This window comes from Neoroseomonas marina, assembly GCF_012927745.1.
In the GTDB taxonomy this organism is placed as follows: domain Bacteria; phylum Pseudomonadota; class Alphaproteobacteria; order Acetobacterales; family Acetobacteraceae; genus Neoroseomonas; species Neoroseomonas marina.
Map to the genome: position 1 here is coordinate 623,512 of NZ_JABBKX010000002.1, position 24,729 is coordinate 648,240.

The 24,729-nt window shown below is 71.8% G+C and carries 24 protein-coding genes; 15 read left to right on the forward strand and 9 right to left on the reverse strand.

Annotated features, from left to right (window positions below; genetic code table 11):
- The first annotated feature begins 31 nt into the window (after window positions 1–31).
- From GWK16_RS08265 to GWK16_RS08300, 8 genes are read left to right on the forward strand one after another with little or no spacing between them, the layout of a single operon-like run.
- The gene (locus GWK16_RS08265; protein WP_338144432.1) at window positions 32–1,057 is read left to right on the forward strand and encodes an NAD-dependent epimerase/dehydratase family protein; all 1,026 of its coding nucleotides are present in this window, start codon (window positions 32–34) and stop codon (window positions 1,055–1,057) included.
- On the forward strand, window positions 1,057–1,692 hold the full coding sequence (locus GWK16_RS08270) for a TetR/AcrR family transcriptional regulator (RefSeq protein ID WP_170053457.1): 636 nt from the start codon (window positions 1,057–1,059) through the stop codon (window positions 1,690–1,692). The genes GWK16_RS08265 and GWK16_RS08270 overlap by 1 nt, the downstream gene beginning before the upstream one ends.
- A gap of 54 nt (window positions 1,693–1,746) precedes the next feature.
- The gene (locus GWK16_RS08275; protein ID WP_170053458.1) at window positions 1,747–2,805 is read left to right on the forward strand and encodes a dihydrodipicolinate synthase family protein; all 1,059 of its coding nucleotides are present in this window, start codon (window positions 1,747–1,749) and stop codon (window positions 2,803–2,805) included.
- Window positions 2,806–2,818: 13 nt separating this feature from the next.
- The gene (locus GWK16_RS08280) at window positions 2,819–3,973 is read left to right on the forward strand and encodes a Gfo/Idh/MocA family protein (protein WP_170053459.1); all 1,155 of its coding nucleotides are present in this window, start codon (window positions 2,819–2,821) and stop codon (window positions 3,971–3,973) included.
- Window positions 3,974–3,978: 5 nt separating this feature from the next.
- Window positions 3,979–5,136: a dihydrodipicolinate synthase family protein gene (locus GWK16_RS08285; protein ID WP_170053460.1), complete on the forward strand. Its 1,158-nt coding sequence runs from the start codon at window positions 3,979–3,981 to the stop codon at window positions 5,134–5,136.
- Window positions 5,133–5,588 (forward strand): SRPBCC domain-containing protein, encoded by a 456-nt coding sequence (locus GWK16_RS08290; protein ID WP_170053461.1) that lies wholly within the window; start codon window positions 5,133–5,135, stop codon window positions 5,586–5,588. The genes GWK16_RS08285 and GWK16_RS08290 overlap by 4 nt, the downstream gene beginning before the upstream one ends.
- Window positions 5,589–5,595: 7 nt before the next feature.
- The gene (locus GWK16_RS08295) at window positions 5,596–6,402 is read left to right on the forward strand and encodes a sugar phosphate isomerase/epimerase family protein (RefSeq protein ID WP_170053462.1); all 807 of its coding nucleotides are present in this window, start codon (window positions 5,596–5,598) and stop codon (window positions 6,400–6,402) included.
- A gap of 28 nt (window positions 6,403–6,430) precedes the next feature.
- On the forward strand, window positions 6,431–7,402 hold the full coding sequence (locus GWK16_RS08300) for a Bug family tripartite tricarboxylate transporter substrate binding protein (protein ID WP_170053463.1): 972 nt from the start codon (window positions 6,431–6,433) through the stop codon (window positions 7,400–7,402).
- 136 nt (window positions 7,403–7,538) lie between these two features.
- Here GWK16_RS08300 and GWK16_RS08305 read toward each other — a convergent pair whose 3' ends face one another.
- From GWK16_RS08305 to GWK16_RS08320, 4 genes are all read right to left on the reverse strand, one after another.
- Complete coding sequence (locus GWK16_RS08305; RefSeq protein ID WP_170053464.1) at window positions 7,539–8,453, reverse strand: AEC family transporter; 915 nt, start codon at window positions 8,451–8,453, stop codon at window positions 7,539–7,541.
- Window positions 8,454–8,515: 62 nt separating this feature from the next.
- A complete protein-coding gene (locus GWK16_RS08310) occupies window positions 8,516–9,013 on the reverse strand; it encodes a hypothetical protein (protein WP_170053465.1) in 498 nt (165 codons plus the stop codon).
- A 39-nt stretch (window positions 9,014–9,052) separates the two neighbouring features.
- On the reverse strand, window positions 9,053–9,712 hold the full coding sequence (locus tag GWK16_RS08315; protein WP_170053466.1) for a bactofilin family protein: 660 nt from the start codon (window positions 9,710–9,712) through the stop codon (window positions 9,053–9,055).
- Between the two features lie 107 nt (window positions 9,713–9,819).
- A complete protein-coding gene (locus GWK16_RS08320; RefSeq protein ID WP_170053467.1) occupies window positions 9,820–10,476 on the reverse strand; it encodes an EI24 domain-containing protein in 657 nt (218 codons plus the stop codon).
- A gap of 107 nt (window positions 10,477–10,583) precedes the next feature.
- Between GWK16_RS08320 and GWK16_RS08325 the strand changes: the two genes are divergently transcribed.
- From GWK16_RS08325 to GWK16_RS08345, 5 genes are all read left to right on the forward strand, one after another.
- Window positions 10,584–11,561, forward strand: a complete 978-nt coding sequence (locus tag GWK16_RS08325; RefSeq protein ID WP_170053468.1) for a Bug family tripartite tricarboxylate transporter substrate binding protein — start codon at window positions 10,584–10,586, stop codon at window positions 11,559–11,561.
- Window positions 11,562–11,592: 31 nt separating this feature from the next.
- A complete protein-coding gene (locus GWK16_RS08330) occupies window positions 11,593–11,823 on the forward strand; it encodes a hypothetical protein (protein ID WP_170053469.1) in 231 nt (76 codons plus the stop codon).
- A gap of 77 nt (window positions 11,824–11,900) precedes the next feature.
- Window positions 11,901–12,272: a hypothetical protein gene (locus GWK16_RS08335; protein WP_170053470.1), complete on the forward strand. Its 372-nt coding sequence runs from the start codon at window positions 11,901–11,903 to the stop codon at window positions 12,270–12,272.
- A 96-nt stretch (window positions 12,273–12,368) separates the two neighbouring features.
- Complete coding sequence (locus tag GWK16_RS08340; protein ID WP_170053471.1) at window positions 12,369–12,632, forward strand: hypothetical protein; 264 nt, start codon at window positions 12,369–12,371, stop codon at window positions 12,630–12,632.
- A gap of 71 nt (window positions 12,633–12,703) precedes the next feature.
- Window positions 12,704–13,024, forward strand: coding sequence for a hypothetical protein (locus tag GWK16_RS08345; protein ID WP_170053472.1), 321 nt, complete (start codon window positions 12,704–12,706; stop codon window positions 13,022–13,024).
- Between the two features lie 44 nt (window positions 13,025–13,068).
- On the opposite strand, the gene GWK16_RS08350 is transcribed toward GWK16_RS08345, so the two are convergent.
- From GWK16_RS08350 to GWK16_RS08365, 4 genes are all read right to left on the reverse strand, one after another.
- On the reverse strand, window positions 13,069–13,509 hold the full coding sequence (locus GWK16_RS08350) for a DUF488 domain-containing protein (RefSeq protein ID WP_211187195.1): 441 nt from the start codon (window positions 13,507–13,509) through the stop codon (window positions 13,069–13,071).
- A complete protein-coding gene (locus GWK16_RS08355; protein ID WP_170053473.1) occupies window positions 13,506–15,806 on the reverse strand; it encodes an NADP-dependent malic enzyme in 2,301 nt (766 codons plus the stop codon). The genes GWK16_RS08350 and GWK16_RS08355 overlap by 4 nt, the downstream gene beginning before the upstream one ends.
- Before the next feature lie 170 nt (window positions 15,807–15,976).
- Complete coding sequence (locus GWK16_RS08360; RefSeq protein ID WP_170053474.1) at window positions 15,977–17,554, reverse strand: ABC transporter substrate-binding protein; 1,578 nt, start codon at window positions 17,552–17,554, stop codon at window positions 15,977–15,979.
- A 78-nt stretch (window positions 17,555–17,632) separates the two neighbouring features.
- Window positions 17,633–18,052, reverse strand: coding sequence for a VOC family protein (locus tag GWK16_RS08365; RefSeq protein WP_170053475.1), 420 nt, complete (start codon window positions 18,050–18,052; stop codon window positions 17,633–17,635).
- Window positions 18,053–18,079: 27 nt separating this feature from the next.
- Here GWK16_RS08365 and mutS point away from each other — a divergent pair, with 27 nt between their 5' ends.
- Complete coding sequence (gene mutS, locus GWK16_RS08370) at window positions 18,080–20,761, forward strand: DNA mismatch repair protein MutS (protein ID WP_170053476.1); 2,682 nt, start codon at window positions 18,080–18,082, stop codon at window positions 20,759–20,761.
- Window positions 20,762–20,776: 15 nt separating this feature from the next.
- Window positions 20,777–23,599 carry a [protein-PII] uridylyltransferase gene (locus GWK16_RS08375; protein WP_170053477.1) on the forward strand — a complete coding sequence of 941 codons (2,823 nt, stop codon included), beginning with the start codon at window positions 20,777–20,779 and terminating at the stop codon, window positions 23,597–23,599.
- On the opposite strand, the gene hrcA is transcribed toward GWK16_RS08375, so the two are convergent.
- A complete protein-coding gene (gene hrcA, locus GWK16_RS08380; protein WP_248291216.1) occupies window positions 23,596–24,669 on the reverse strand; it encodes a heat-inducible transcriptional repressor HrcA in 1,074 nt (357 codons plus the stop codon). The two genes, GWK16_RS08375 and hrcA, sit on opposite strands and share 4 nt — an antisense overlap.
- Window positions 24,670–24,729: the final 60 nt, after the last annotated feature.

Sequence of the window (24,729 nt, forward strand, 5' to 3'; positions counted from 1 at the left end):
GGGGCGAACATGCGCCGCGGGAGGAACCGCCGTGCCGCATCTGCCGTCAAACATCACCGACGAGGAAGCACTCGAGGAGGTGCTGTCGCGCCCCGATCCCGCGCTGGTCGCGGACCTCGCTGCCGCGCCGGGGGACATCCTGGTGCTCGGCGCGGCGGGGAAGATGGGCCCGACGCTGTGCCGCCAGGCGAAGCGCGCCGATCCGTCCCGCCGCGTCATCGCGGTGGCCCGCTGGTCCGAGGAAGGGCTGCGCGCGCGGATGGAATCCTGGGGCATCGAGTGCCTGGCGGCGGACCTCACCGACCGCGCCGCGCTCGCCGCCCTGCCGGATGCGCCCAATGTCGTCTTCATGGCCGCGCGCAAGTTCGGGTCCACCGGCAACGAGCCGCTGACCTGGGCGATGAACGTGCTGCTGCCGGCGATGGTCGCCGAACGCTGGGCGGGGTCGCGCATCGTCTTCTTCTCGACCGGCAACGTGCTGCCGCTGGTCCCGGTCCTCTCGGGCGGCGCGTCCGAGGACACCGCACCGGCGCCGGTCGGCGACTATGCAGCGTCCTGCCTCGGCCGCGAGCGGGTGTTCCAGCACGCGGCGGCCACGCGCGGGACGCCCTGCTTCGGCATCCGGCTGAACTATGCGATCGACCTGCGCTACGGCGTGCTGCACGACGTCGCCAGCAAGGTGCTGGGCGGCACGCCGGTGCCGGTCGCGATGGGACATGCCAACGTGATCTGGCAGGGCGACGCCAATGCCTGGACGCTCCGCGCCCTCGCCCGCGCGAATGCCTCCTGCCCGATCCTCAACGTGACGGGACCGGAGACCGTCTCGATCCGTTGGGTCGCGCAGGAATTCGCCCGCCGCTTCGGCAAGGAGGTCGCCTTCACGGGCACCGAGGCGCCGGACGCGCTGCTGTCCAACGCGGCGCGCGCCTTCGCGACCTTCGGCTACCCGTCCGTGTCGCTGGCCTGGATGCTCGACCGGGTGGCGGAATGGGTGGCGCAGGGTGGGCGGTCGCTCGGCAAGGCGACCAAGTTCGAAGTGCGGGACGGCAGGTTCTGATGGAGGGCTCGCGCCCGCTCTCGCCCCGCGCGGCCGCGACGCGCCAGCGCATCCTGGATGCAGCGTTGGCGGAATTCGCCATGAACGGCCTGGCCGGCGCGCGGGTGGATGAGATCGCGGCGCGGTCGGGTGCCAACAAGCGCATGCTCTATGCGCATTTCGGCTCGAAGGAGGAGCTCTGGCTGATCGTGCTGGAGCGCGCCTATGCCGCCAAGCGCGCGGAGGAACACGCGCTCGAGGTCGAGCATCTGCCGCCGGCGGAGGCGATGGCGCGGCTTGCGCGCTTCAACCTGCGCTACACGGCGGCGCATCCCGAGTTCGTCGCGCTGCTGAACCAGGAGAACATCCACCGCGCGGCCTACCTCAAGCGCAGCGCGGAGGTGCCGGCGCTGTATTCCCCGCTGCTCGACAGCCTGCGCGCGGTGCTGAAGCGCGGGGAGGAGGCGGGGGTGTTCCGCCGCGACGTCGATCCGCTGCAACTCTACGTGACCATGCTCGGGCTGGGGCATTTCTGGGTCGCGAACCGGCACACGCTGTCCACCATCTTCGGCGAGGACCTGGGCACCGAGGCCGCGCTCGAGGCGCGGGAGCGGCATGTGGTCGAGGTGGTGCTGGGCTATCTGCGCCCGGCTTGACCGCGGCGACCCACCCCCTTAAGTAACCAGGCAGTTACCGCAAGGGAGGGAAGCGTGGGGCTGCGCTGGCAGGACTGGCCGGAAGGGCTTGCGTCGCGGCTGCGCGCGGGTTGCGTGATTCCCGCGCATCCCCTGGCGCTGAATCCCAGGCGCGAGATGGATCCGCGCCGTCAGAAGGCGCTGTCGCGCTACTACCTCGAGGCCGGCTCGGGCGGGCTCGCCGTCGGCGTCCACACCACGCAGTTCCAGATCCGCGACCGGGGCCTGTATGAGCCGGTGCTGCGCATCGCCGCGGAAGCGGCCGCCGAACGCGCCGAAGCCCCGATCCTGGTCGCCGGCGCGATCGGGAAGACCGCGCAGGCGGTGAAGGAAGCGCAGGTCGCGCGGTCGCTCGGCTATCACGCGGTGCTGCTCTCGCTGGCCGCCTGGAAGGGCGCGTCCGAGGACGAGATCGTCGCGCATTGCGAGGCCGTCGCCGCCGAGATGCCGCTGTTCGGCTTCTACCTGCAGCCCGCGGTGGGCGGGGTGCGGCTGCCGTCATCCTTCTGGAAGCGCTTCGCTTCCATCCCCAACGTCGTCGCGATCAAGATCGCGCCCTTCAACCGCTACGCGACGCTCGACGTGCTGCGCGGCGTGCTGGAAGCGGGCGCGCAGGATCGCGTCACGCTCTACACGGGCAATGACGACCACATCGTCGCCGACCTGCTGACGCCCTTCCGCCTGGCGCATGACGGGCGGTCCGTCACGATGCGCATCGCGGGCGGGCTGCTCGGGCATTGGTCCGTCTGGACGCGCGCCGCGGTGCAACTGCAGGCACGCTGTGCGGAAGCCGCGCGCGAGAACCGCGTGCCGACCGACCTGCTCGCGCTCGATGCCGCAGTGACCGAGATGAACGCCGCGGTCTTCGACGTGGCGAACGACTTCCACGGCGTCATCGCCGGCTGCCACGAGGTGCTGCGCCGCCAGGGCCTGTTGGAAGGCACCTGGTGCCTCGACGAACACGAGACGCTCTCGCCGGGACAGGCGGAGCTGCTGACCGCCGTCGCGGAACGCTACCCGCTGCTGACGGATGACGGCTTCGTCGCGGCCAATCTCCATCGCTGGCTTTCGTAAGGGACCAAGACACATGGCGGAACGCCGCATCGGCCTCATCATGAACGGCGTCACCGGCCGGATGGGGATGAACCAGCACCTGATCCGTTCCATCGCCGCGATCCGCGCCGATGGCGGCGTGAAGCTCGCGAACGGCGACACCATCATGCCGGACCCGGTGATCGTCGGGCGCAACCGCGCGAAGCTCGAGGCGCTGGCGAAGGCGCATGGCATCTCGCGCGTGTCCACCGACCTCGACGCCTGCCTCGCGGACCCGAAGGACGAGGTGTTCTTCGACGCCGCGACGACGCAGATGCGCGCCGGCCTGCTGACCAAGGCGATCAACGCCGGCAAGCACATCTATTGCGAGAAGCCGACCGCCGACACGCTGGCCGATGCGCTCGCCGTCGCGAAGCTGGCCAAGGAGAAGGGGATCAAGAACGGCGTCGTGCAGGACAAGCTGTTCCTGCCCGGCCTGCGCAAGCTGAAGATGGTGATCGACAGCGGCTTCCTCGGGCGCATCTGCTCGGTGAAGGGCGAGTTCGGCTACTGGGTCTTCGAAGGCGATTTGCAGCCCGCGCAGCGCCCGTCCTGGAACTACAAGAAGGCCGAGGGCGGGGGCATCATCCTCGATATGCTCTGCCACTGGCGCTACGTGCTGGACAACCTGTTCGGCAATGTCGAGGCGGTCTCCTGCCTCGGCGCCGTGCACATCCCCGAACGCATCGGCGAGGACGGCAAGCCCTACAAGGCGGATGCCGATGACGCGGCCTATGCGACCTTCCAGCTGGAAGGCGGGGCCATCGCGCACATCAATTCCTCCTGGGTCACGCGCGTGCGCCGCGACGACCTGGTGACCTTCCAGGTCGACGGCACGCATGGGTCTGCCATCTGCGGCCTGCACAAATGCTGGACGCAGTCGCGCGTCGCCACGCCGAAGCCGGTGTGGAACCCCGACCAGCCGCAGACGATCGACTTCTTTGCCGGCTGGCAGGAAGTGCCGACGACGCAGGACTTCCCCAACGGCTTCCGCGTGCAGTGGGAGGAATTCCTCAAGCACGTGGCGGGCGAGCGTCCCGATTATCCCTGGAACTTGCTGGCGGGTGCCAAGGGGGTGCAGCTTGCCGAAGCCGGCCTGAAGTCCTGGGCCGAGCGCCGCTGGATCGACCTGCCGAAGCTGGAGGCGTGAACCGCATGCCCACCATCAACCTGCCGAACGGCGCCCGCGTCGAACCCTTCACCACCAGCCCCGCGCGCGACTTCGCGAAGGCGACGCCGCCCTTCCCGCGCGTCGCGCTGGCTGCCGCGCATGTCGTGGCGGATCCGCTGGCGGAACAGGACCCCTGGCTCGACGTGAAGATCGACTGGGACCGCACCATCGCCTTCCGCAAGCATCTCTGGTCGCTCGGCCTCGGTGTCGCGGAAGCCATGGACACGGCGCAGCGCGGCATGGGGCTCGACTGGGTGGGCGCGCAGGAACTGATCCGACGGTCGCTCGATGCGATGAAGGACCATCCGGGCGCGGTGATGGCCTCCGGCGCCGGCACCGACCACCTGGCCCCCGGGCCGGACGTGACGGTGGACGACGTCATCCGCGCCTATGAGGAACAGTGCGAAGCCGTCGAGGCGATGGGCGGGCGCATCATCCTCATGGCCTCCCGCGCGCTGGCGAAGGCCGCCAAGTCGCCGGCGGACTACGAGCGCGTCTATGCCCGCATCCTCTCGCAGGTGAAGCAGCCGGTGATCATCCACTGGCTCGGCGAGATGTTCGACCCGGCGCTGGAAGGCTACTGGGGCAACCACGACCACATGGCGGCGATGGACACGGCGCTCGCCGTCATCCACGCCCATGCCGACAAGGTCGACGGCGTGAAGGTCTCGCTGCTGGACGACAAGAAGGAGATCTCGATGCGCCGCCGCCTGCCGCGCGGCGTGCGCATGTACACCGGCGACGACTTCAACTACGCCGAGCTGATCGCGGGCGACGCGCAGGGCTATTCCGACGCGCTGCTCGGCATCTTCGATCCGATCGCCCCGGCGGTGGGTGGCGCACTCGCCGCGCTGTCGAAGAACGACCTCAGCACCTTCCACGACATCCTGGCGCCGACGGTCCCGCTGTCGCGCCACATCTTCAAGGCGCCGACCCGCTTCTACAAGACGGGCGTCGTCTTCATGGCCTGGCTGAACGGCCACCAGGACCATTTCGTCATGGTGGGCGGGCAGCAGTCGACGCGGTCCATCCAGCACTTCTCGGAACTCTTCCGCCTCGCCGACAAGGCCGGGCTGCTGCGCGACCCGGAGATGGCGGTGGCGCGGATGCGCGCGCTGCTTGCGCTGCACGGCGTCGCATGACGCCGCTCGTCGCCCGCGCATCCATGATGATCGCGGCGCAGCCGGAGCGCATCTTCGACGCCTTCGTCGAGCCGGAAGCCCTCCGTGCCTTCTGGCTCGCCGAGGCCAGCGCGCCGCTGCGTCTCGGCCAGCCGGCCCATTGGACGTTCCTGGTCCCGGGCGCGGCGGCGGAGGCGACGGCCACCACGCTCGACCGCCCGCATCGTCTGGCCTGGGACTGGTCCGACGGCACGAAGGTCGAGATCACGATCGAACCCGAAGGCGGGGAGACGGCGGTTTCCGTCGCCTGTTCCGGCTTCGACGGATCCGCGGAGACCCAGGTCGCCACGGCGCTCGCGACGACGGAGGGCTTCTCCATCGTGCTGTCCGACCTGAAGACATGGCTTGAAAGCGGCCGCTCGGCCGGGCTGACGGCCGCCAAGGCGCGGCTCATCATCGCACGGGGTTGCTGAGCACAGTATGACGACCGAACTCTCCCTCAACACCATCACCACGAAGGCGTGGACCCTCGGGCAGTGCATCGAGGCCTGCGCCCGTCACGGCATCCCCGGCATCTCGCCCTGGCGCGACGTGCTGCAGGCGATGGGCGTCCAGGCCGCGGCGAAGCACATCCGCGATGCGGGCCTCAAGGTCACCGGCCTGTGCCGCGGCGGCATGTTCCCCGCGGCGGACGCCGCCGGCCGCGCCGCCGCGATCGAGGACAACCGTCGTGCCATCGCCGAGGCCCATGCCATCGGCGCCGCCTGCCTGGTGGTGCTCGGCGGCGGCCTGCCGAAAGGATCGAAGGACCTGCCCGGCGCGCGGGAGATGATGCGCGAGGGCCTGCACGCCATCCTGCCCGATGCGCGCGCCGCCGGCGTGACGCTCGCGCTCGAGCCGCTGCATCCGATGACCTGCGCGGACCGCTCGGTGCTCTCGACGCTCGGCCAGGCGTTGGATCTCTGCGAGGAACTCGGTGCGGGCACCGGCGTCGCCGTCGATGTCTATCATGTCTGGTGGGACCCGGACCTCGCGCGGCAGATGGCGCGTGCCAAGGGGCGCATCGCCGGCTTCCATGTGTGCGACTGGAAGGTGCCGACGACGGACCTCGTCTTTGACCGTGGCCTGCCCGGCGAAGGCGTGATCGACATCCCCGCGATCCGCGCCATGGCCGAGGCGTCCGGCTGGACAGGCGGCGTCGAGGTCGAGATCCTGTCCAATCACTGGTGGGCCCAGGACCCCGAGACGGTGATCCGGGAGGTCAAGGCCCGCCGCGCCTATTGCTGAACAACAACCAAGACCGGGACAACGTTCGATGAAGACGACACGACGCGCGGCGATCGCCGCGACGCTGCTCGCGCCTGCGCTCGCCCGTGCCCAGGGGGCCTGGCAGCCCACGCGCCCCATCCGCTTCGTCGTGCCCTTCCCCGCGGGCGGCGCGACCGACGTGGTGGCGCGCGTGCTCGGCGAACGCCTGCAGGAGACGTTGGGCCAGCCCGTGGTGGTCGAGAACCGGACCGGCGCCGGCGGCAACATCGGCGTCGAGAACGTCGTCCGCAGCGCGCCCGACGGCACGACGCTGCTGATGGGCACGACCGGGACGCTCACGGTCAATCCGCATCTCTACAGCAGTCTCGGCTTCGATCCGCTGCGCGACCTCACGCCGGTCTCCATGGCCTTCACGACGGACCACGTGCTGATCGTGAACCCGAACGTGCAGGCGCAGACGGCGCAGGAGTTCCTCGCGCTGGTACGCCAGCAACCCGGCCGGCTGTCCTACGGCTCGGCCGGATCCGGGTCGTCCACGCATACGGTGCCGGAGCTGTTCAAGCTCGCGGCCCGCGTCGACATCGCCCACGTCCCGTATCGCGGCAGTGCGCCGGCGCTGAACGACGTGGTCGCGGGCAACGTGCAGGTGATGCTGGACCAGATCCCCTCCGCGATCGGGCAGATCCAGGGCGGGCGCGTGCGGGCGCTGGCGGTCACCGGCGCGCGGCGCTCCCCGCTGCTGCCCAACGTGCCGACGGTGGCGGAGATCGGCCTGCCCGACGCGCAGGCGACGTCCTGGGGCGCGGTAATGGCGCCGGGCGGCTCACCCGCGCCGATCGTCGCGCGCTTCAACGCCGCGATCCGCGAGGCGCTGGCCCAGCAGGCGGTGAAGGACCGGCTCGCCGCGGCCGGGGCGGAGGCGGTGTCCTCGACGCCGGAGGAACTCGCGACCTATCTGCGGGCGGAATCGGAGAAGTGGGCGCGGGTGGTGCGCGAGGCGCGGATCACGGTGAACTGAGGGCGGGGGGAGAAGGGAACTTCTCCCCCCGGAACCCCCCTCAACCTTCTTTGGGACATGGGAACTGACCGCCGAAGTCAGTCTCCAGAATACAAAGAAGGTTGGGGGGCACGGGGGGAAGTTCCCTTCCCCCCGCCTACGGCGCCACCAGCATCACCCACAGCGGCAAGGTCACGATCGACGCGATGTGCTCCGTCGTCGTGATCGCCGCCATCAGCGGCGCATCCCCGCCCAGTGCGCGCGCCATGACGTAGGACGTCGCCGCCGTCGGCAGCGCCATGAAGATCACCGCGACCGCGGTCGCGAGCGGCGGCACGCCGAACAGCGTGCACAGCGCCCAGGTGACGAGCGGCATCACCGTCAGCTTCAGCACGCCCGTCGCCGCCTGCACGCCCACGCGGTCGGAGAAGGAGTCGACCGACAGCGCCGCGCCGACGCACAGCAGGCCCAGCGCCACCGATGCGCGCCCCAGCGTCTGCACCGTCGGCGCGATGCCCGGCGGCAGGCCGCCCAGCGCCGCGACGCCGAAGCCGATCGCCACCGCCAGCAGCAGCGGGTTCAGCAGCAATTGCCGCGCGATCATCGCCGGGCGCGGCGGCCCGCGCTGCCCGTCCAGCGCGAAGGCGAGCGTCGTCACCACCTGCACGAAAGGCACGATGATCCCCGTCGCGACCGCGCCGAAGCCGGTGCCCGGCGCGCCGAACAGCGCGCCGACGATGGCGAAGCCCATCAGGTTGTTGAAGCGGATGCCGCCCTGCAGCACCGAGGTCATCGCCGGATGCGCCAGCCCGAGCGCGCGCGCCAGGAGCACGGAAATCCCCGTGCCCAGCGCCAGCGCCGTCCAGATCGCCGCCGCGATGCGCCCCAGCGGCAGATCCGCCAAGTTCAGCGGCGCGAGCGCCGCGACGATGAGGGAGGGCAGCAGCACCCAGTAGATCAGCCGCTCCATGCCCGCCCAGACGGCGTCGTCCTTCAGCAGGCGACGCTTGAGCAGCGCACCCAGCGCGAGCAGCGCAAAGGCCGGAACGAAGGCGTCGAACCAGGCGCTCACGCGCACCCCGCAGAATGGATCACGGCCCCGGTCTTAGCGCGCCACGGCGCGCTGCCAAGCCATCAGGTCCTGCGCGCCGCGCCGGGGTAGGTCGCGATGGAAGCAAGGCAGGCTGCTTCCGTGACCGCGGCCCCCCCCTGCGCACGGGCCGCGGCATGCGCGACGACCATGGCGCCGCGCTCCGGATAGAGCACGACATCGAGCCGGCAATCGGCGCCCTCGTACAGCCAGATCTCGGCCTCGCCCTCCGGCCGCCGGAGCGAAGGCTCGCCGAGCATGCGGCGCATGTCCTCCGCGCGGGCGCCGAGCAGCGCGGCCGCCGCCGCGGGTGCGCCCGCGCCGCGCAGCCGCGGGGCGGCGTGCTGAGTCACCGGCAGGTTGGGGACGACGGGCGGCGGGGGCGCCGCGGCGGGGGAAGGCGCGGACGGGGGCACGGCCGCGATGCTGGCGCGCGCCGTCGAAAAGGCCTGGTGCATCGCCGCAACGGCTTCCTCGTCCGGCCCTTCGGCGCAGGCGAGAACGAGGAAGGGCAGGAGCAGTGCGGCGCGCGCTGCAACCATCGGGCAAGCCGCCCCGGCGTTGGACCGGGGCGCCGGACATCAGGCGTCGGCCGGTTCCGTGCTGCGCGCCGGCGCCATGCGCGGCGTGCTGGCGGACGCCGCCGGCGTGTCGGAGATCATCTCCATCTTGCCGGAGAGCTGGCCGCCATCCTCGACCGACAGGCGGCGCGAGCGCGCCGTGCCGATGACCCGGCCGGTGGCGCGGATCGTCAGGCTGCCGGTGGCGTTCAGCACGCCGTCGAAGGTGCCGGCGATCTCGGCGTCCTCGACCTGGGCTTCGCCCTTGAAGACGCCGGAATGGCCGATGACGAGCTCATTCGCCTGCAGCAGCTGGCTTTCCATCGTGCCTTCGATGACGAGCCGCTCGGCCTCGCTCACCGTGCCCTGCAGGCTGATGCCCTTGCCCACCACGAGGGTGCGGCGCTCGGCGGCCTCGACGCGGCCGGTCGGACGGCTCGGGCCCGTGGGCGCGGTCGGCGCGTTGGCCTGGGCGCTCGGCACGCGGGCGACCCCGGCCGAGGCAGGCGGGGAATTCGGCTTCGGCGCGGCCGGGCCGGTGGAGGCCGGCAGCGTCACGCCCGAAGGGCGGAAGGGCGGCACGGCCAGGTCCGGATCGCGGGCCGGGACGACGGTGGCCGGCGTGGCCTCGGCCCCGGTGGCGGCGGCACCCGGTTCATCCTTGCGGCGGAAGAGCGACATGGTGGAGCCCCCTTTGGCGTCGTCGGGTTGCATGACGCCTCGGGGCTAGCATGTGGACTCGGCCGGCCACAACGCCGCGCCCGGGCTTATCCCCAGGATTTACGCGATCACGATGATGTGGACCGCTGCAGGAGGTGCACGGCGGCAGCGGTGCCGATCACAGGCACCAGGAGGTTGAGAAACGGCACCAGTGCCATGCCGGCCAGAATCAGCCCCAGTCCCCAGCCGGACCAGCGGCGCGACCGCCAAGTGGCCTGCGCCATGCGCGTGTCCATGCGCAGCATGGCCGTCTGCACCACCATTCCCGCGCCGAGCGCATAGGCCGAGATCATCAGGGCGATCGCGAAACCCAGCCCCGGAATGAAGAACAGCGGCAGCAGGACGACCTGCAGGAACAGCAGCTTCAGCCCGAATCCGAGCCCGTAGGCGACCTGTGCCGCGATCGAGGCGCCCTTCGCCGGCGGCAGCCCGGGATAATGCCGCCGTTCGACCGCCGTCGCGACGGGTTCGACGAGCTGCGCGGCGATCGCCGCGGCCACCGGCAGGAACAGCCACCAGGCCAGCACCAGGCCCGCGATGCCGCCGCCGATCTCGGCCAGCCAGGCGAGCCAGCCCTGGCCGCCCGCGGCCCAGGCGGCGGCGGCGACGGCCCCCCAGGTCAGCAGGCCGAGAGCGATGGCGGCGCCGAGCACGCCGAGGATGAGGGGCCGGCGGAAGGCCGGATCGCCGATCTGGCCGAAGGCCAGCAGAACCGCAGCAATCATCGGACCGCTTTAGCAGGCCGATCATGCCGGGACAGGTCCCGCTTTCGAGAGGCGAGAAGGCCTCGACCCTTGGCGCGGCACGACCCCGGGCGCACATTCCGCCCGCCATGCCCGCGATCATCCCGCCCCTCGGCCGCCGCGCCGCTCTCGGCCTCGGCCTTGCCGCCGCCTCCGCCCCGGCCCTTGCCCAGACCTGGCCCGACCGTCCGCTGCGCCTGATCGTCGGCTATCCCGCCGGCGGCCCGTCGGACGTCTTCGCGCGGCTGGTGGCGGGCCAGATGGGCCCGCGGCTCGGCCAGACCTTCGTGGTCGAGAACCGCCCCGGCGGCGGCGCCGTGCTGGCGAGCGAAACCGCCGCCCGCGCCCCGGCCGATGGGCTGACGCTGCTGCACGTCGACAACGGCATCCTGGTCTACAACCCCGCGCTCTACGCCCGCCTGCCCTACGATCCCGACAAGGACCTGACGGGGGTCGGATTCATCGGGCGCTTCCCGCTCTACATCGTCTGTCGCGCCGACGCGCCCTACCAGGATTTCGAGGCGCTGCTCGCCGCCTCCCGCCGGCGGGCGCCGACCTATGGCAGCCCGGCGGTGGCGTCGCCGCACCACCTCGCGATGGAACTGGTCAAGCGGCGATCCGGCCTCGCGGCGGAGCACGTGCCCTATCGCGGCGGCCAGGCGGCGATGCAGGACCTGCTCGGCGGCAATGTCGACCTGGTGATGATCGACACCGCGACGGGCCTGCCCTTCATCCGCGACGGGCGGGTCCGCGCCCTCGCCGTGCTGACCGAGACCCGCACGGCCGAGGCGCCCGCGGTGCCGACCATGCGCGAACTCGGCCACGACGCGGTGGCCTTCGGCTGGCAGGGTCTGAGCGTGCCGAAGGGCGTGCCCGCGCCGATGATCCAGCGGCTGAATGCCGAACTGGTCCGGGCGATGGCGTCGGAGGAGCTGCAGGCGCGCACCCGGGGCCTCGGCATCCAGACGACGGACTGGGCGCCCGCCGCCTTCGATGCCTTCGTGGCGGAGGAGAACACCGTCTGGCGCCCGCTGATCCGTGAACTCGGGATCAGGCTCGATTCTTGACCCGGCGGGCTCGGGAGGCAATCTAGGTCGCATGACACGGCGAGCCTGGATCCTTGGCCTGATGGCCTCGGCCGCAGCCCTGCCGGCTTCGGCCTCGGAAGGCGCGGTGCAACGCGCGGGACGCGCGGTGGAACGCGGCGCCAAGCGCACCGGCGAAGCGGTCGAACGCGGCGCGCAGCGCACCGGGTCGGCCCTGGAACGGGCGGCGAACTGGACCGGGGAGCGGCTGCGCCGCGCCGGCCGCTGGGCCTTCGGCGACTGACCGGACCTGCCCCGTTGTCGCCACCGGGCCGCGGCATCATCTCGATCAGGAACCGCCCCCGAGAGCCGGAGCCTTCGATGCGCCTCCTCCCCGCCGCCGTGATCCTCGCCTTGTCCGCCGCGCCGGCCCTGGCCCAGCAGGCCGGCAGCCTGCCCCCGCCCGTGCCGCGCCCCGCGGAGCCTGCGAGCCCCGGCGCGCCGGCCGCCCCCGGCACCGCCGCGCGGCAACCGGGCGTGGGCGAGCGGGCCGGTGCGGCCGTCGACCGCGCGGCCGAGAATACCGGGCAGGCGCTGGAGCGGGCTGCGGACAGCACCGGCAATGCCCTGGGTCGCGCCATGCGCTGGACCGGGGAGCAGATGCAGGGCGCGGGGGAATGGACCGCGCGGCAGGGCGAACGCATGACGGGCCAGCCGGCACAGCCGGCGCAACCTGCCCAGCCGTCGCGCTGATCCCGCAGGGCCGCCGTTGCATTTCGCAACCGACCGGACATCGTTCTGAATCATCGTGGCGCGAGTCTGTCCCTGCTGCCGGGCAGGAGAACCACGATGATCGATCACCGCCGCCTCGCCCTGCTCTGCCTCGCCGCCGCCGGGGCGATGGCTATCGCAACCCCGCCCGCCCAGGCCTCCCGACGCGACCAGACCGTGTGGAACCAGATTCTGGGCGGCAGCACGCCCGCGGCGCCGCCAACCGCGGTGACGGTCGGCGGCGGCACCCAGAACGGTGCTTTCTCCAACCGCGTCGGCCAGATGGGCGCCAATCGCCACAACCGTGCCGTGAGCACCCCCGGCGACGCCCAGCCGCAATAAGTCTTGCGCGGAGCGACGGCGCATTGCCGCCGTCGCTCGATGCGCCCCCGCGACCAGCACCGGACGACGCGATGCCTTCCGGCCGCACGGCACTGCTGACCTTCGCCGCCCTGGTCGCCCTCGCCCCCGCCGCGGCCTCGGCGCGTGAGCGCAGCCGGTTCTGGACCGCTGCCGGCGCGGGCGGGCGCATCGCCAGTGGCGGCATGACGCGGTCGTATGACCGGTCGTCCGGCGCCTATGCCCGGCAGGCGTCGCAGACCGGGCCGAACGGCCGCACGCGCAGTGCGACAGGGTCCGGCACGGCGCAGGACGGAACCTATGCGGGGACCCGCAGCGTCACCGCGCCGAACGGCACCACGCGGACGACGGATATCGAGCTGTCGCGCAACTGACCGCGCGGCGCGCCCGCCGCGATCCGCCCCAGGCCGGGATCCCTCTAGCCGGGGTGCAGATGCGTCGTCGGCAGCCCGACCGCCTCGGCCACCAGCGTGCGGTGGCAGTGGCGCGGGTCGTCCTCGAGGCAGAGCAGGCAGACCCTCTCCCGTCGCGCCAGATCCGACAGGTTGGCCAGCGCGGCCTGCGCCTCGGTCCCCGCGAGATGCGCGGCGAAGATGCGCCGCATCACCTCGGGGTGGCCGGACCGCACCGCCTGCCGCCCCTCCGCCGGGGTGCCCAGAGCGCGCAGATGGAGGTAGCCGATCCCGGCTTCCTCCAGCGCGGCGGACAGGGCGCCCTTGGCGAAGCCCGGCTTGCGGCTGTTGGCGAGCGCCCGGACATCGACCAGGCGCTGAACGCCGTTCGCCTTCAGCGCGGCCATGAGCGTGGCGGGCGTGCCGCGCTCGTAGCCGATCGTCAGGACCTCGCCGGCGCCGCTCACTTGATGGTCGATGCGTGGGCGGCGAGGCAGGCGACGTCGAGGATCTGGTTCACCCCCGCCTGCATCGGCACGATCTGCGCGGAATGCGTCAGGCCCGTCAGCAGCGGGCCGATCACCGTCGCGCTCGTCAGTCGCGGCACCGACCGCGTCAGGATGTGCGCGGCGTGCAGCCCCGGCATGATCAGGATGTTCGCCGGCCCGGTGAGGCGCGAGAAGGGATAGAGCGACGCCCGCAGCCCCGGATCGAGCGCGACGTCCGCCGCCATCTCCCCGTCGAACTCGAAATCCGCGCCCTTTTCCGTCAGCAGCTTCACCGCGTCGCGGATGGATCCCGGGATGGTCCCGCGCGGATCGCCGAAGGTCGAGAAGGAGAGGAAGGCGACGCGCGGTTCGAGCCCAAGGCGCCGCGCCGCCGCGGCCGATCCGCGCGCGATGCCCGCGAGCGTCTCCGCATCCGGGCGCTCGTGCACCGCCGTGTCGGCCACCAGCACCGTGCCGGCGCGGCGGGAGACGATGATCGACAGCCCGAAGACGACGCGCCCCGGCACCGGGTCGATCGCCATGGAGATGCCCTCCATCGCCACCGAGAAGGACCGCGTGGACCCCGTCACGATCGCATCCGCGTCGCCGTTCGCGACCATGCAGGCGGCGAAGACGTTGCGGTCCTGGTTCACCAGCCGCTGGCAGTCGCGCAGCAGGAAGCCGTCCCGCTGGCGCTTGCCGTACAGGTATTCGGCATAGCGGCGGTTGGAATCCGACAGCCGCGCATTGTGGATCTCGATCCCCGCCGGCAGCGGGATGCCGAGCGCGGCGGTGATGGCGTTGATGCGGTCCTCGCGCCCGACCAGCACCGGCGTGCCGTAACCGGCGTTGCGGAAGGCGATGGCGGCGCGGATCACCTTCTCCTCCTCGCCTTCGGCGAAGACGACGCGGCGGGGGTTGTTGCGCACGGATTCCGCAATGGCCTCGAGCGCGCCGACCGTGGCGTCGAGCCGGTTCGCAAGGTCCCGCGCGTAGCGTTGCAGGTCGATGATCGGCCGGCGCGCCACGCCGCTGTCCATCGCCGCCTTGGCGACGGCGGGCGAGACGCGGGAGATCAGGCGGGGGTCGAAGGCGTTGGGGATGATGTATTCGGGGCCGAAGCGGAGCGCCTTGCCCGCGCCGGCGCCGGCCACTTCCTCCGGCACGTCCTCGCGCGCCAGCATCGCGAGTGCCTCGGCCGCCGCGATCTTCATCGTATCGTTGATGGTCGAGGCGCGCACGTCGAGCGCGCCGCGGAAGATGAACGGGAAGCCGAGGACGTTGTTGACCTGGTTCGGGTAGTCCGACCGGCCCGTCGCGATGATGCAGTCCGGACGCGCGGCGCGCGCCTCGTCCGGCGTGATCTCGGGGTCCGGGTTCGCCATGGCGAAGATGATCGGCTTCGGCGCCATCGCGCGGACCATGTCGGGCGTCAGCGCGCCCTTCACCGACAGGCCGAAGAAGACGTCGGCGCCGTCCAGCGCCTGGGCCAGGGTGCGCGCCGTGGTGGTCACCGCATGGGCGGACTTCCACTGGTTCATGCCCTCGGTGCGGCCGCGATAGATCACGCCCTTGGTGTCGCAGAGCATGACGTTCTCGGGCCGCATGCCCATCGCCTTCACCAGCTCGGCGCAGGCGATCGAGGCCGCGCCGGCGCCGTTGATGACAAGGCGCGTGGCGGCGATGTCGCGCCCGGTCAGGTGGATGGCGTTGATCAGGCCGGCGGCGGCGACGATGGCGGTCCCGTGCTGGTCGTCGTGGAAGACCGGGATGTCCATCAGCTCGCGCAGGCGCTGCTCGATGACGAAGCATTCCGGCGCCTTGATGTCCTCGAGGTTGATGCCCCCGAAGGAGGGCCCGAGGTAGCGCACCGAGTTGACGAAGGCGTCCACGTCCTCGGTGTCGACGCAGAGATCGAACGAATCCACATCGGCGAAGCGCTTGAACAGCGCCGCCTTGCCTTCCATCACCGGCTTCGACGCCAGCGCGCCGAGATTCCCGAGGCCGAGCACCGCCGTGCCGTTGGAGATGACGGCGACGAAATTGCCCTTCGCCGTGTAGTCGTAGGCGAGCTTGGGGTCGCGGTGGATGTGCAGGCAGGGCTCGGCGACCCCCGGCGAATAGGCCAGCGACAGGTCGCGCGCGGTGATCAGCGGCTTGGTCAGCCGGATCTCGAGCTTGCCGGGCCGGCCTTCGGCATGCAGGGCGAGCGCCTCCTCGGCCGTGACGCGGGTGGTGCGCGTGTCTTCGGCGGGCGGATGCTTGACGTCGTCCATGGTGCGGTTCGTTCCAGGTGATCGGCGATGGAAAGCACGCATTGTGCCGTCCCTCGAATGGCGCGGCGACCCCCTGGCTTCGCAGGCGCGGTAGGGCTTTGCGCGGCTAAGTGGATGCCCGGCCGCCATCGATCCTGGTGATGGCGGCGCGGGACCCGGCCGCCGCGCCGTCAGGCCCGGCGGACGTTCCAGGGATAGGGGGAGGAGCCCTCCAGGATCCCCGTGATGTCGCGGCGGAAGGCCGTGCGGATGCGGAACTGCCCGAGCGGGACGAAGGACACGTCCTCGAGCGCGAGATGCCCGAGTTCCGTCGCCAGCGCCTTCTGCCGGTCCGCATCGGTGGCGAACAACCATGCCTCAGCGAGTTCCTCGGCACGGTCGTTGCGCCACCAGCCGAACCAGCCGCGCAGCCCCTGTCCGCGGACCAGGAAGGACAGCGCGGGATTGGCCCAGGCCGTGGCGCCGCCGGTCGTGTGCAGCATCGACCAGCCGCCCTTGTCGATCGTCTCGCGGTTGTTCCGCCGCTGCACCACGGTGCCCCAGTCGGTCTCGGCGAGTTCGATGTTCATGCCGATGCGCTTCAGCCGGTCGGCGGAGACCTGGCCGAGCGGGCCGATGTCGGGGAAGTCGGTCGGGTTGATGATGACCGCCTTCTGGTCGGCATACCCGGCCTCCCGCAGCGCGGCGCGCGCACGGTCGAGGTCGCCCGGCATCATCGCCGCGCCCTCGTCCCGGTAATAGGGCGTGCCCCGCGGCCAGAGGCTGCGGCAGAGATCCCAATCCTCCCGCGCATCGCCGCGGGAGGCGCGCATGTATTCCTCCTGCGCGACCGACAGACGCACCGCCTTCCTGACGCGCGGATCGTCGAAGGGCGGATGCAGGCAGTTCATGCGCATCACCGCGAGGCGCCCGAGGGGGTCCTTCACCTCCCGCCGCACGTCGCGCGACCGGGCGAGCAGCGGGCCGAGGTCGGGGTGCGGGCGCTCCCACCAGTCCATCTCGCCGTTCTGCAGCGCGGCGGCGGCGGTCGCGGCATCGGGCAGGATGTGCCACTCGATGCGCTGGAAGTTCGCGACCTTGGCACCCGAGGTCCAGGACGGCGCCTCCTGCCGCGGCACGTAGCCGGCGAACTTCTCGTAGACCACCTTGCTGCCGGAATTGTACTCGCCGGCGAGGAAGCGGAAGGGGCCGGAGCCGATCATCTCGGTCACTGCGCGGCCCGGATCGGTGTTGGCCAGGCGCTCGGGCATGATGAAGAGCGTCGAGGAATCGGGCTTGGCGAGCGCGTCGAGCATCAGCGGGAAGCTGCGCTTCAGCCTCACCTGGAAGGTGCGATCGTCGGCGGCGCTCCATTCCTCGGTCACGCGGGCGAGGAGCTGCCCGAAGGGCTCCCGCGCGCACCAGCGCTTGATCGAGGCGATGCAGTCCGCCGAGCGGACCGGCGTGTCGTCATGGAAGCGCAACCCGGGGCGCAGGCGGAACTTCCAGGTGAGCCCGTCGGAGGAGGTCTCGTGCGCCTCGATCATCTGGGGCTTGGGCGCCAGGTGTTCATCCACGCCGTAGAGCGTGTCGTAGACGTAGTAGCCGTGATTGCCGGTGACGGTCGCCGTGGTGAAGATCGGGTCGAGGACGCTGAGATTGGCCTGCGGAATGAAGCGCAGCGTGCTGGCGCGGCTGTTCTGGCCGAGCGCGGGCGCGGCGAGCATCCCCGCGGCGCCGGCAGCGAACAGGGTACGGCGACGGATCATGGGCTTCCTCCTCGGGCGTCGTGGCGCGCCCCTCTCGGGGCAGGCTAGGCCGCGGGGGGAGGAAGGGGAACCCGCGCGTCAGGCGGCGTTGGACGGGTCCGTCATGTCGAAGGTCAGCTCCACCCGCAGGCCGAACGGGTCGGTGAGGAAGAGCTGATGCAACGGGAAGCCGGGCAGGGGCGCCTCGGCATAGGCGATCTTGCGCTCCGCCAGCGTCGCCCGCACCCCGGGCAGGTCCTTCGCGCGGAAGGCGATGTGCTCGAAGGAGGCGCCGTCGGCCGGGCCTTCGGGCGGGCCGACCGTGTCGCGGGAGGCGAGGTGCAGGATCGGTCGCCCGCCGGCGTAGAGCCAATGCCCCGGGAAATCGAAGTTCGGCCGCGGCCCTTCCTGCAGGCCCAGCAGGTCGCGATAGAAGGCCAGAGCGGCCGGCAGGTCCTGCGGACGGCACCGCAGGTTCGCGTGGTCGAGCCCTTCGAGCTGCATCTCGCCCTCCCTCATCGCCGCTTTCCGGTCTAGAGCCAGGGCATGTCAGCCCCGTCGCCCCTCGAGAGCAAGCCGATTCCACCCGCCGAAGGCGCGACCCCCGCGCTCGCACAGTGGTTCGTCGCCAAGGCCGCGCATCCCGACGCGCTGATCTTCTTCCGCATGGGCGACTTCTTCGAGATGCTGTTCGGCGATGCCGAGATCGCGGCCGGCGCGCTCGACATCGCGCTGTCCTACCGGGGCGAGCACCGCGGGGAGAAGGTCGCGCTGTGCGGCGTGCCGGCCCATGCGGTGGAATCCTACCTCGCCAAGCTGATCCGCCAGGGCTTCCGCGTCGCCATCTGCGACCAGACCGAGACGCCCGAGGAGCAGAAGCGCCGCAAGGCGCCGACCATCCGGCGCGAGGTGGTGCGGATCGTCACGCCCGGCACGGTCACCGAGGACTCGCTGCTCGAGGCCTCGCGCCCCGCCTGGCTGCTGGCCCTCGCGCCGGCGGAGGATCGCCTGGGGGCCGCCTGGCTCGACGTCACCACCGGGGCCTTCGGCACCGAGGGCCTGGCCGCGGCGGACCTGCCGGCGCTGCTGGCGCGGCTCGAACCCGCGGAGATCCTCGCGCCCGAGGACCTCGCCCGCAGCCCGGCGCTGCTGATGCTCGCCGAGCGCACCGCCCACGTCTCGCCCCCGCGCGACGGGACACGGCGGCTCGCGGAGGCCTATGGCGTCTCGACGCTGGAAGGCTTCGGCGCCTTCACGCCGGAGGAAGTCGCCGCCGCCGCCATGGCGGTGGACTACGTGCGGCTGACCCAGGCGGGCGCGCTGCCCCGGCTCGCGCCACCGGTGCCATCGGGCGGGCGCGGGGCGCTGCAGATGGACGGCGCGACGCGCCGCAGCCTCGAGATCCTGCGCAGCGAGCGCGGCGACCCGCGCCATTCCCTGCTCGGCGCCGTCAACCGCACCGTGACGGCGGCAGGCGCGCGCGAACTCGCCGCGCGGCTGGCTGCGCCGCTCGCGGAGGCGGCGCCGATCGCGGCGCGGCACGACGCGGTGGACTTCCTGCTGGCGGTGCAAGGCGTGCGCAGCACGTTGCGGGACACGCTGAAAGGCGCGCCGGACATGGCGCGCGCGCTGGCGCGGTTGTCGCTGGACCGCTTCGCCCCGCGCGATCTCGGCGCCATCCGGGACGGCCTGGCGCGGGCGGAGGGGATGGCGGCCGCGCTCGATGCCGTCGTGGCCGCGCCGCCGGTTCCGCCGTTGGTCGCCGCCGCGCGCGCCGCGCTGGTGCCTGCGGACGGTCCGCGCGCCGAACTGGCCCGCGCCCTGGCCGATCCGCTGCCGGCGCGGCTCGAGGACGGCGGCCTGGTGGCCGCAGGGTATGACGGCGAACTCGATGCGTTGCGCCGCCTGCGCGACGGCGCGCGCGAGGCCATCGCCGCGCTGCAGATGGACCTGGCCCAGGCCTGGGGCGTCGCGAGCCTCAAGATCCGCCATCACCAGCAGTTCGGTTTCCTGGCCGAGGTGCCGGCCGCGGCCGGGGAGAAGCTGCTGCGCGAGGGTGCGAAGGACGGCCCCCACGCGCCGGTGCACCGCCAGACCATGGCCAATGCCATGCGCTTCACCTGCACCGCGCTCGCCGAACTGGATCGCCGTGTGGCCGAGGCCGGCGAGCAGGCGGCGAAGCGGGAGCGCATGGTCGCGCAGCATCTGCGCCGGCTGTGCCTTGCGGCTGCGCCGGCGATCGCGGCGGCGGCGGCGGCGATGGCGGAGCTCGACGTCCATGCCGCGGCGGCCGAACTGGCCGCGGACGGCACCTGGTGCCGCCCGGATGTGACCGACCGGGCGGATTTCGCCGTGGTGGCGGGGCGTCATCCGGTGGTGGAGGCGGCGCTCGCCCGGGCGCGGGGACCGGCCTTCGTGCCGAACGACTGCGACCTCTCGGCCGGGCGGCGGCTCTGCCTGCTCACCGGCCCGAACATGGCCGGCAAGTCGACCTTCCTGCGGCAGAACGCGCTGCTGGTGATCCTTGCCCAGGCCGGGCTGTTCGTGCCCGCCGAACGCGCCCGGCTGGGGCTGACCGACCGGCTGTTCTCCCGCGTCGGTGCGGCGGACGACATCGCCGGCGGCCGGTCCACCTTCATGGTCGAGATGGCCGAGACCGCCGCGATCCTGAACCAGGCGACGTCGCGCTCCCTCGTCGTGCTGGACGAGGTCGGGCGCGGCACCGCGACCTGGGACGGGCTCGCGATCGCGTGGTCGGTGCTGGAGGCGCTGCACGACCGGATCCGCTGCCGCACCATCTTCGCCACCCATTTCCACGAGTTGACCGCCCTGGCCGGCAAGCTCCCGGACCTCGCCCCCGCTCACATGCAGGTGCGCGAATGGCGCGGCGAGGTGGTCTTCGAACATCGGGTCGGCCCCGGGGCGGCCGAGAAATCCTGGGGCGTGCACGTCGCCCGCCTGGCCGGCGTGCCAAGGCCCGTGCTCACCCGCGCGCAGGAGGTGCTGAAGGCGCTGGAAGCCCGGGCGCGCGGACTCGATCCGCTGTCGGACGAATTGCCCCTGTTCGCGCGGCCCGCGGCCCCGCCGCCGGCCGAGGCGCCCGCCGCCAACCCGGCGCTTGCCGCGCTGGCGGAGATCGACGCGGACTCGCTCAGCCCGCGAGAGGCCCTGGATGCGATCTACCGGCTGAAATCGTTGCTGGGGCCTGTCCCTCCCGGCGCGGAATAGATAGTCTACGGATCGATGACATCCCTGGACGACGCCGGCCCGAACGCTGGATCCGCCGAGGGTCCGGCCCCCCGGCCGGGTCCCGTGGCGGGGGAACCCCCTGTCGTCTTCGCCTCGCTGATCGCCGACCTGATGCCCGACGGCCGGCCGGTGCCGCGCGACGAAGCCGTGACGCTGCTGCGCCGCCATCTCGGCCGCATCCAGAACCGCGTCCAGCAGGCCTTCGAGGCGCACGACATCTCGGGCCTCGCCGCCGCGCGCTGGCTCGCCGCCATGACCGACACGGTGATGGTCGGCATCCACGCCTACACCGAGGCCACCATCCCGCCCGCCCCGGGCGACAAGCCCTGGGCGCTGGTCGCGACCGGCGGCTACGGGCGCGGCGTGCTCGCCCCCTTTTCGGACATCGACCTGCTGTTCCTGACCGATGCGGCGATGAGCCCGCGCGGCAAGCAGTCGGTCGAGTTCATGCTCTACCTGCTGTGGGACCTCGGGCTGAAGGTCGGGCACGCGACGCGGTCGCGCCACGATTGCCTGGTGGACGCCAGGGGCGACGCGACGGTGCTGACCGCGCTGCTCGATGCGCGGCACATCGCGGGCGAGGCCGGCATCTTCGAACGCTTCGCCGAGGCCTTCCGCAAGGCGCGCGCCGAATGGGGGCTCAAGCCCTTCCTCGCCGCCAAGCGCGCGGAACGCCACCAGCGCCACCTGCGCTACGGCGAGAGCCCCTTCCTCGTCGAACCGCATGTGAAGGAAGGCCGCGGCGGGCTGCGCGACCTGCAGACGCTCTACTGGCTGGCGCGCTACGCCTTCAACGTGCAGCGCATGCCCGAGCTGGTCGGCGCGCACACGCCGGGCGGCGGCCTGCTGCTGCCCGAGGAAGCGCGCGCCATCAAGCGCGCCTGGGACTTCTTCTGGACCGTCCGCTTCCACCTGCACCTGGTGACCGGCCGCGCCGAGGAACGCCTGACCTTCGACCTGCAGCCCGTCGTCGGCGCCCGCATGGGCTACACGCGCCACGGCCTGCAGGACGGGGTCGAGCGCTTCATGAAGCACTTCTTCCTCAACGTCCGGGAAGTCGCGCGCTTCACCCGCATCCTGGAACCGGCGATCGAGCGCGCCTCGCTCGGTCCGCCCGCGGTGGTGCCGGCCTCGGACAAGGCGCTGACGGAAGCAGGCTTCGCGCTTGCCGACGGCAAGATCATCGCGGCCCCGGGCCACGACTTCACCATCGACCCGGTGCTGATGTTGCGGATCTTCCGCATGGCGCGGGACCGCGGGCTCGACATCCATCCGCTCGCCTTCCGCGCCATCGTCCGCCATGCGCGCCACGTCGCAAGGCTGCGCGGGGAGAAAGAGGCGAGCGCCGAGTTCCTCGACCTGCTCTCGGGCCGCGATCCGGCCACCTGGCTCAGATTGCTGAACGAGGCGGGGCTGATCTCCCGCCTGCTGCCGGACTGGCAGCGCATCGTCGGGCTGATGCAGTTCGACACCTACCACGTCTACACGGTCGACGAGCACACGATCGAGGCGGTGGGCGTGCTCGCGGCGCTCGAGCGCAACGAGCTCGGCGAGGTCGCCCCGGTCGCCTCGGAACTGATCGGGCAGCTGCAATCCCGCCGCGCGCTCTATGTCGCGGTGCTGCTGCACGACATCGCCAAGGGACGCGGCGGCGACCATTCCGAGATCGGCGCGCAGCTCGCCCAGCAGATCTGCCCGCTGCTCGGCCTGACGCCGGAGGAGACCGAGACCGTCTCCTGGCTCGTGCTGCATCACCTGCTGATCAGCCAGACCGCCTTCAAGCGCGACATCGAGGACCCCAAGACCATCCTCGACATCGCCGAGGTGGTGCAGTCGCCCGAACGGCTCCGCCTGCTGCTGGTGCTGACGGTTGCCGACATGCGCGCCGTCGGGCCGAAGGTGTGGAACAACTGGAAGGCGACGCTGCTGCGCGAGCTCTACTGGCGCGTGGCCGAAGTGCTCGCCGGTGGGCTCTCGGTGCCCGAGCGCGACGTGCGCGTCGCCCGCGCCAAGGAAGCCGCGGCACTGCTGCTCGCCGACCGGCCCAAGGCCGAGGTCGATGCCTTCCTCGAGCTCGGATACCCCGGCTACTGGCTGTCCTTCGACCCCGAGACCCATGCCCGCCACGCGGCCATGATCCAGGAGGCGAAGGAGGAGAAGGCGCCGCTCACCGTCCGCACGCGCGTCCTCGACAGCCGGGCGGTGACCGAGGTGACGGTCTACTGCACCGACCATCCGGGGCTGTTCAGCAAGATCGCGGGCGCGCTCGCGGTCGCCGGCGCGTCGATCGTCGATGCGCGCATCCACACCATGACCGACGGCATGGCGCTCGACACCTTCTGGGTGCAGGACGCGCAGGGCGGGGCCTTCGAGGCGCCGCACCGCCTCGCGCGGCTGTCCGTGCTGATCGAGCAGGCCCTGTCGGGCCGGCTGCGCCTGCGCGATGAGATCCGCAAGCTGAAGCGCGAACCCGCGCGGCTGCGCGCCGTGACCGTCCCGCCGCGCGTCGTGATCGACAACCACGCCTCCAACACCCACACCGTCATCGAGGTGAACGGGCGCGACCGGCCGGGCCTGCTGCACGACGTCACCGCGGCGATCAGCGACCAGGGGCTGCAGATCGCCTCGGCGCACATCACCACCTATGGCGTGCGCGCGGTCGACGTCTTCTACGTGAAGGACGTCTTCGGCCTGAAGGTGGAGAACGAGCGCAAGCTGTCCGGGCTGCGCAAGGCGCTGGAAAAGGCCCTGGAGACGGCGGAAGCCCAGGGCGGCGGCGGGGCCGGCGGCCGGATCGTGGCGGCCGACAAGGCCTAGCCCAGCAGCCGCCCGATCACCCGCGCGGTGTAGTCCACCACCGGGATCACCTTGCCGTAGTTGATGCGAGTCGGGCCGATCACCCCGATCGCGCCGACGATGCGTTCCTGCGCGTTGCGGAAGGGGGCGACCACCATCGACAGGCCGGCGCTGTCGAACAGCCCGCTCTCGGCGCCGATGAAGATCTGCACGCCCTCGCCGCGCTGCGCGAGGTCGAGCAGCCGCAGCATCGTCTCCTGCTGCTCAAGCCGTTCGAACAGGCGCTTGATCTCACCGACCCGCGCGGCCTGGTCGATGGTCTCGAGCAGCCGGGCCTGGCCGCGCACGATCAGCGACCCGCCCTGGGCGCCCGACCAGGTGGCGAGCCCTGCCTCGATCACTTGCTGTGTCAGGGCATCGAGTGCCGTGCGGTTCGCCGCGATCTCCCCGGCGATGATGCCGCGCGCATCCTCGATCGTGCGGCCCGCGAGCCGCGCATTGAGGTAGTTCGACGCCTGTTGCAGCGCCGATGGCGGCAGGCCGGCGGGGACCTCGATGACGCGGTTCTCGACCTGGCCGTCGTCATGGACCAGCACCACCAGCGCCCGGCCGGGGCCGAGCGCGACGAACTCGATATGCCGCAGTGCGCCTTCGGCGGTGGGGGCCACCACGAGGCCCGCCGCCCCCGCGAGGCCCGAGAGCATCTGCCCCGCCTCGCCGAGCGTTTCCTGCAACGAACGGCCGGAGGCGGCGCAGCGGGCGGAGATCGCGTCCCGCTCCTCCTCCCCCAGCGCGCCGAATTCCAGCAGGCCGTCGACGAACAGCCGCAGCCCGCGTTCCGTCGGCAGCCGCCCGGCCGAGGTGTGCGGGGCGTAGAGCAGCCCGGCATCCTCGAGGTCGGCCATGGCGTTGCGGATGGTCGCCGGCGAGAGCCCCAGCGGCAGCCGCCGCGACAGGGTGCGCGACCCGACCGGTTCGCCCGTCTCGACATAGGTTTCCACCAGCTCGCGCAGGATCACCGCGCTGCGGTTGTCGAGACCCGAGAGACTGAGGCCAGGCAGCAGCCCCTCGGACTTTGCGGTGGGACCCATCTTCATTGCCTGGGATGAAGGTATGGACGCCCCCGGCCCGGGTCAACGGCGGGGTGCATG

Bases quoted from the DNA above. Each gene is read 5' to 3' on its own strand.
- GWK16_RS08335 (WP_170053470.1), top strand. From the start codon at position 11,901: ATGCGCCTCCTCCCCGCCGCCGTGATCCTCGCCTTGTCCGCCGCGCCG.
- GWK16_RS08285 (WP_170053460.1), top strand. From the start codon at position 3,979: ATGCCCACCATCAACCTGCCGAACGGCGCCCGCGTCGAACCCTTCACC.
- GWK16_RS08365 (WP_170053475.1), bottom strand. From the start codon at position 18,052: ATGAGGGAGGGCGAGATGCAGCTCGAAGGGCTCGACCACGCGAACCTG.
- GWK16_RS08280 (WP_170053459.1), top strand. From the start codon at position 2,819: ATGGCGGAACGCCGCATCGGCCTCATCATGAACGGCGTCACCGGCCGG.
- GWK16_RS08325 (WP_170053468.1), top strand. From the start codon at position 10,584: ATGCCCGCGATCATCCCGCCCCTCGGCCGCCGCGCCGCTCTCGGCCTC.
- GWK16_RS08360 (WP_170053474.1), bottom strand. From the start codon at position 17,554: ATGATCCGTCGCCGTACCCTGTTCGCTGCCGGCGCCGCGGGGATGCTC.
- mutS (WP_170053476.1), top strand. From the start codon at position 18,080: ATGTCAGCCCCGTCGCCCCTCGAGAGCAAGCCGATTCCACCCGCCGAA.
- GWK16_RS08295 (WP_170053462.1), top strand. From the start codon at position 5,596: ATGACGACCGAACTCTCCCTCAACACCATCACCACGAAGGCGTGGACC.
- GWK16_RS08330 (WP_170053469.1), top strand. From the start codon at position 11,593: ATGACACGGCGAGCCTGGATCCTTGGCCTGATGGCCTCGGCCGCAGCC.
- GWK16_RS08375 (WP_170053477.1), top strand. From the start codon at position 20,777: ATGACATCCCTGGACGACGCCGGCCCGAACGCTGGATCCGCCGAGGGT.
- GWK16_RS08315 (WP_170053466.1), bottom strand. From the start codon at position 9,712: ATGTCGCTCTTCCGCCGCAAGGATGAACCGGGTGCCGCCGCCACCGGG.
- GWK16_RS08310 (WP_170053465.1), bottom strand. From the start codon at position 9,013: ATGGTTGCAGCGCGCGCCGCACTGCTCCTGCCCTTCCTCGTTCTCGCC.
- GWK16_RS08320 (WP_170053467.1), bottom strand. From the start codon at position 10,476: ATGATTGCTGCGGTTCTGCTGGCCTTCGGCCAGATCGGCGATCCGGCC.
- GWK16_RS08340 (WP_170053471.1), top strand. From the start codon at position 12,369: ATGATCGATCACCGCCGCCTCGCCCTGCTCTGCCTCGCCGCCGCCGGG.
- hrcA (WP_248291216.1), bottom strand. From the start codon at position 24,669: ATGGGTCCCACCGCAAAGTCCGAGGGGCTGCTGCCTGGCCTCAGTCTC.
- GWK16_RS08290 (WP_170053461.1), top strand. From the start codon at position 5,133: ATGACGCCGCTCGTCGCCCGCGCATCCATGATGATCGCGGCGCAGCCG.
- GWK16_RS08355 (WP_170053473.1), bottom strand. From the start codon at position 15,806: ATGGACGACGTCAAGCATCCGCCCGCCGAAGACACGCGCACCACCCGC.
- GWK16_RS08270 (WP_170053457.1), top strand. From the start codon at position 1,057: ATGGAGGGCTCGCGCCCGCTCTCGCCCCGCGCGGCCGCGACGCGCCAG.
- GWK16_RS08345 (WP_170053472.1), top strand. From the start codon at position 12,704: ATGCCTTCCGGCCGCACGGCACTGCTGACCTTCGCCGCCCTGGTCGCC.
- GWK16_RS08300 (WP_170053463.1), top strand. From the start codon at position 6,431: ATGAAGACGACACGACGCGCGGCGATCGCCGCGACGCTGCTCGCGCCT.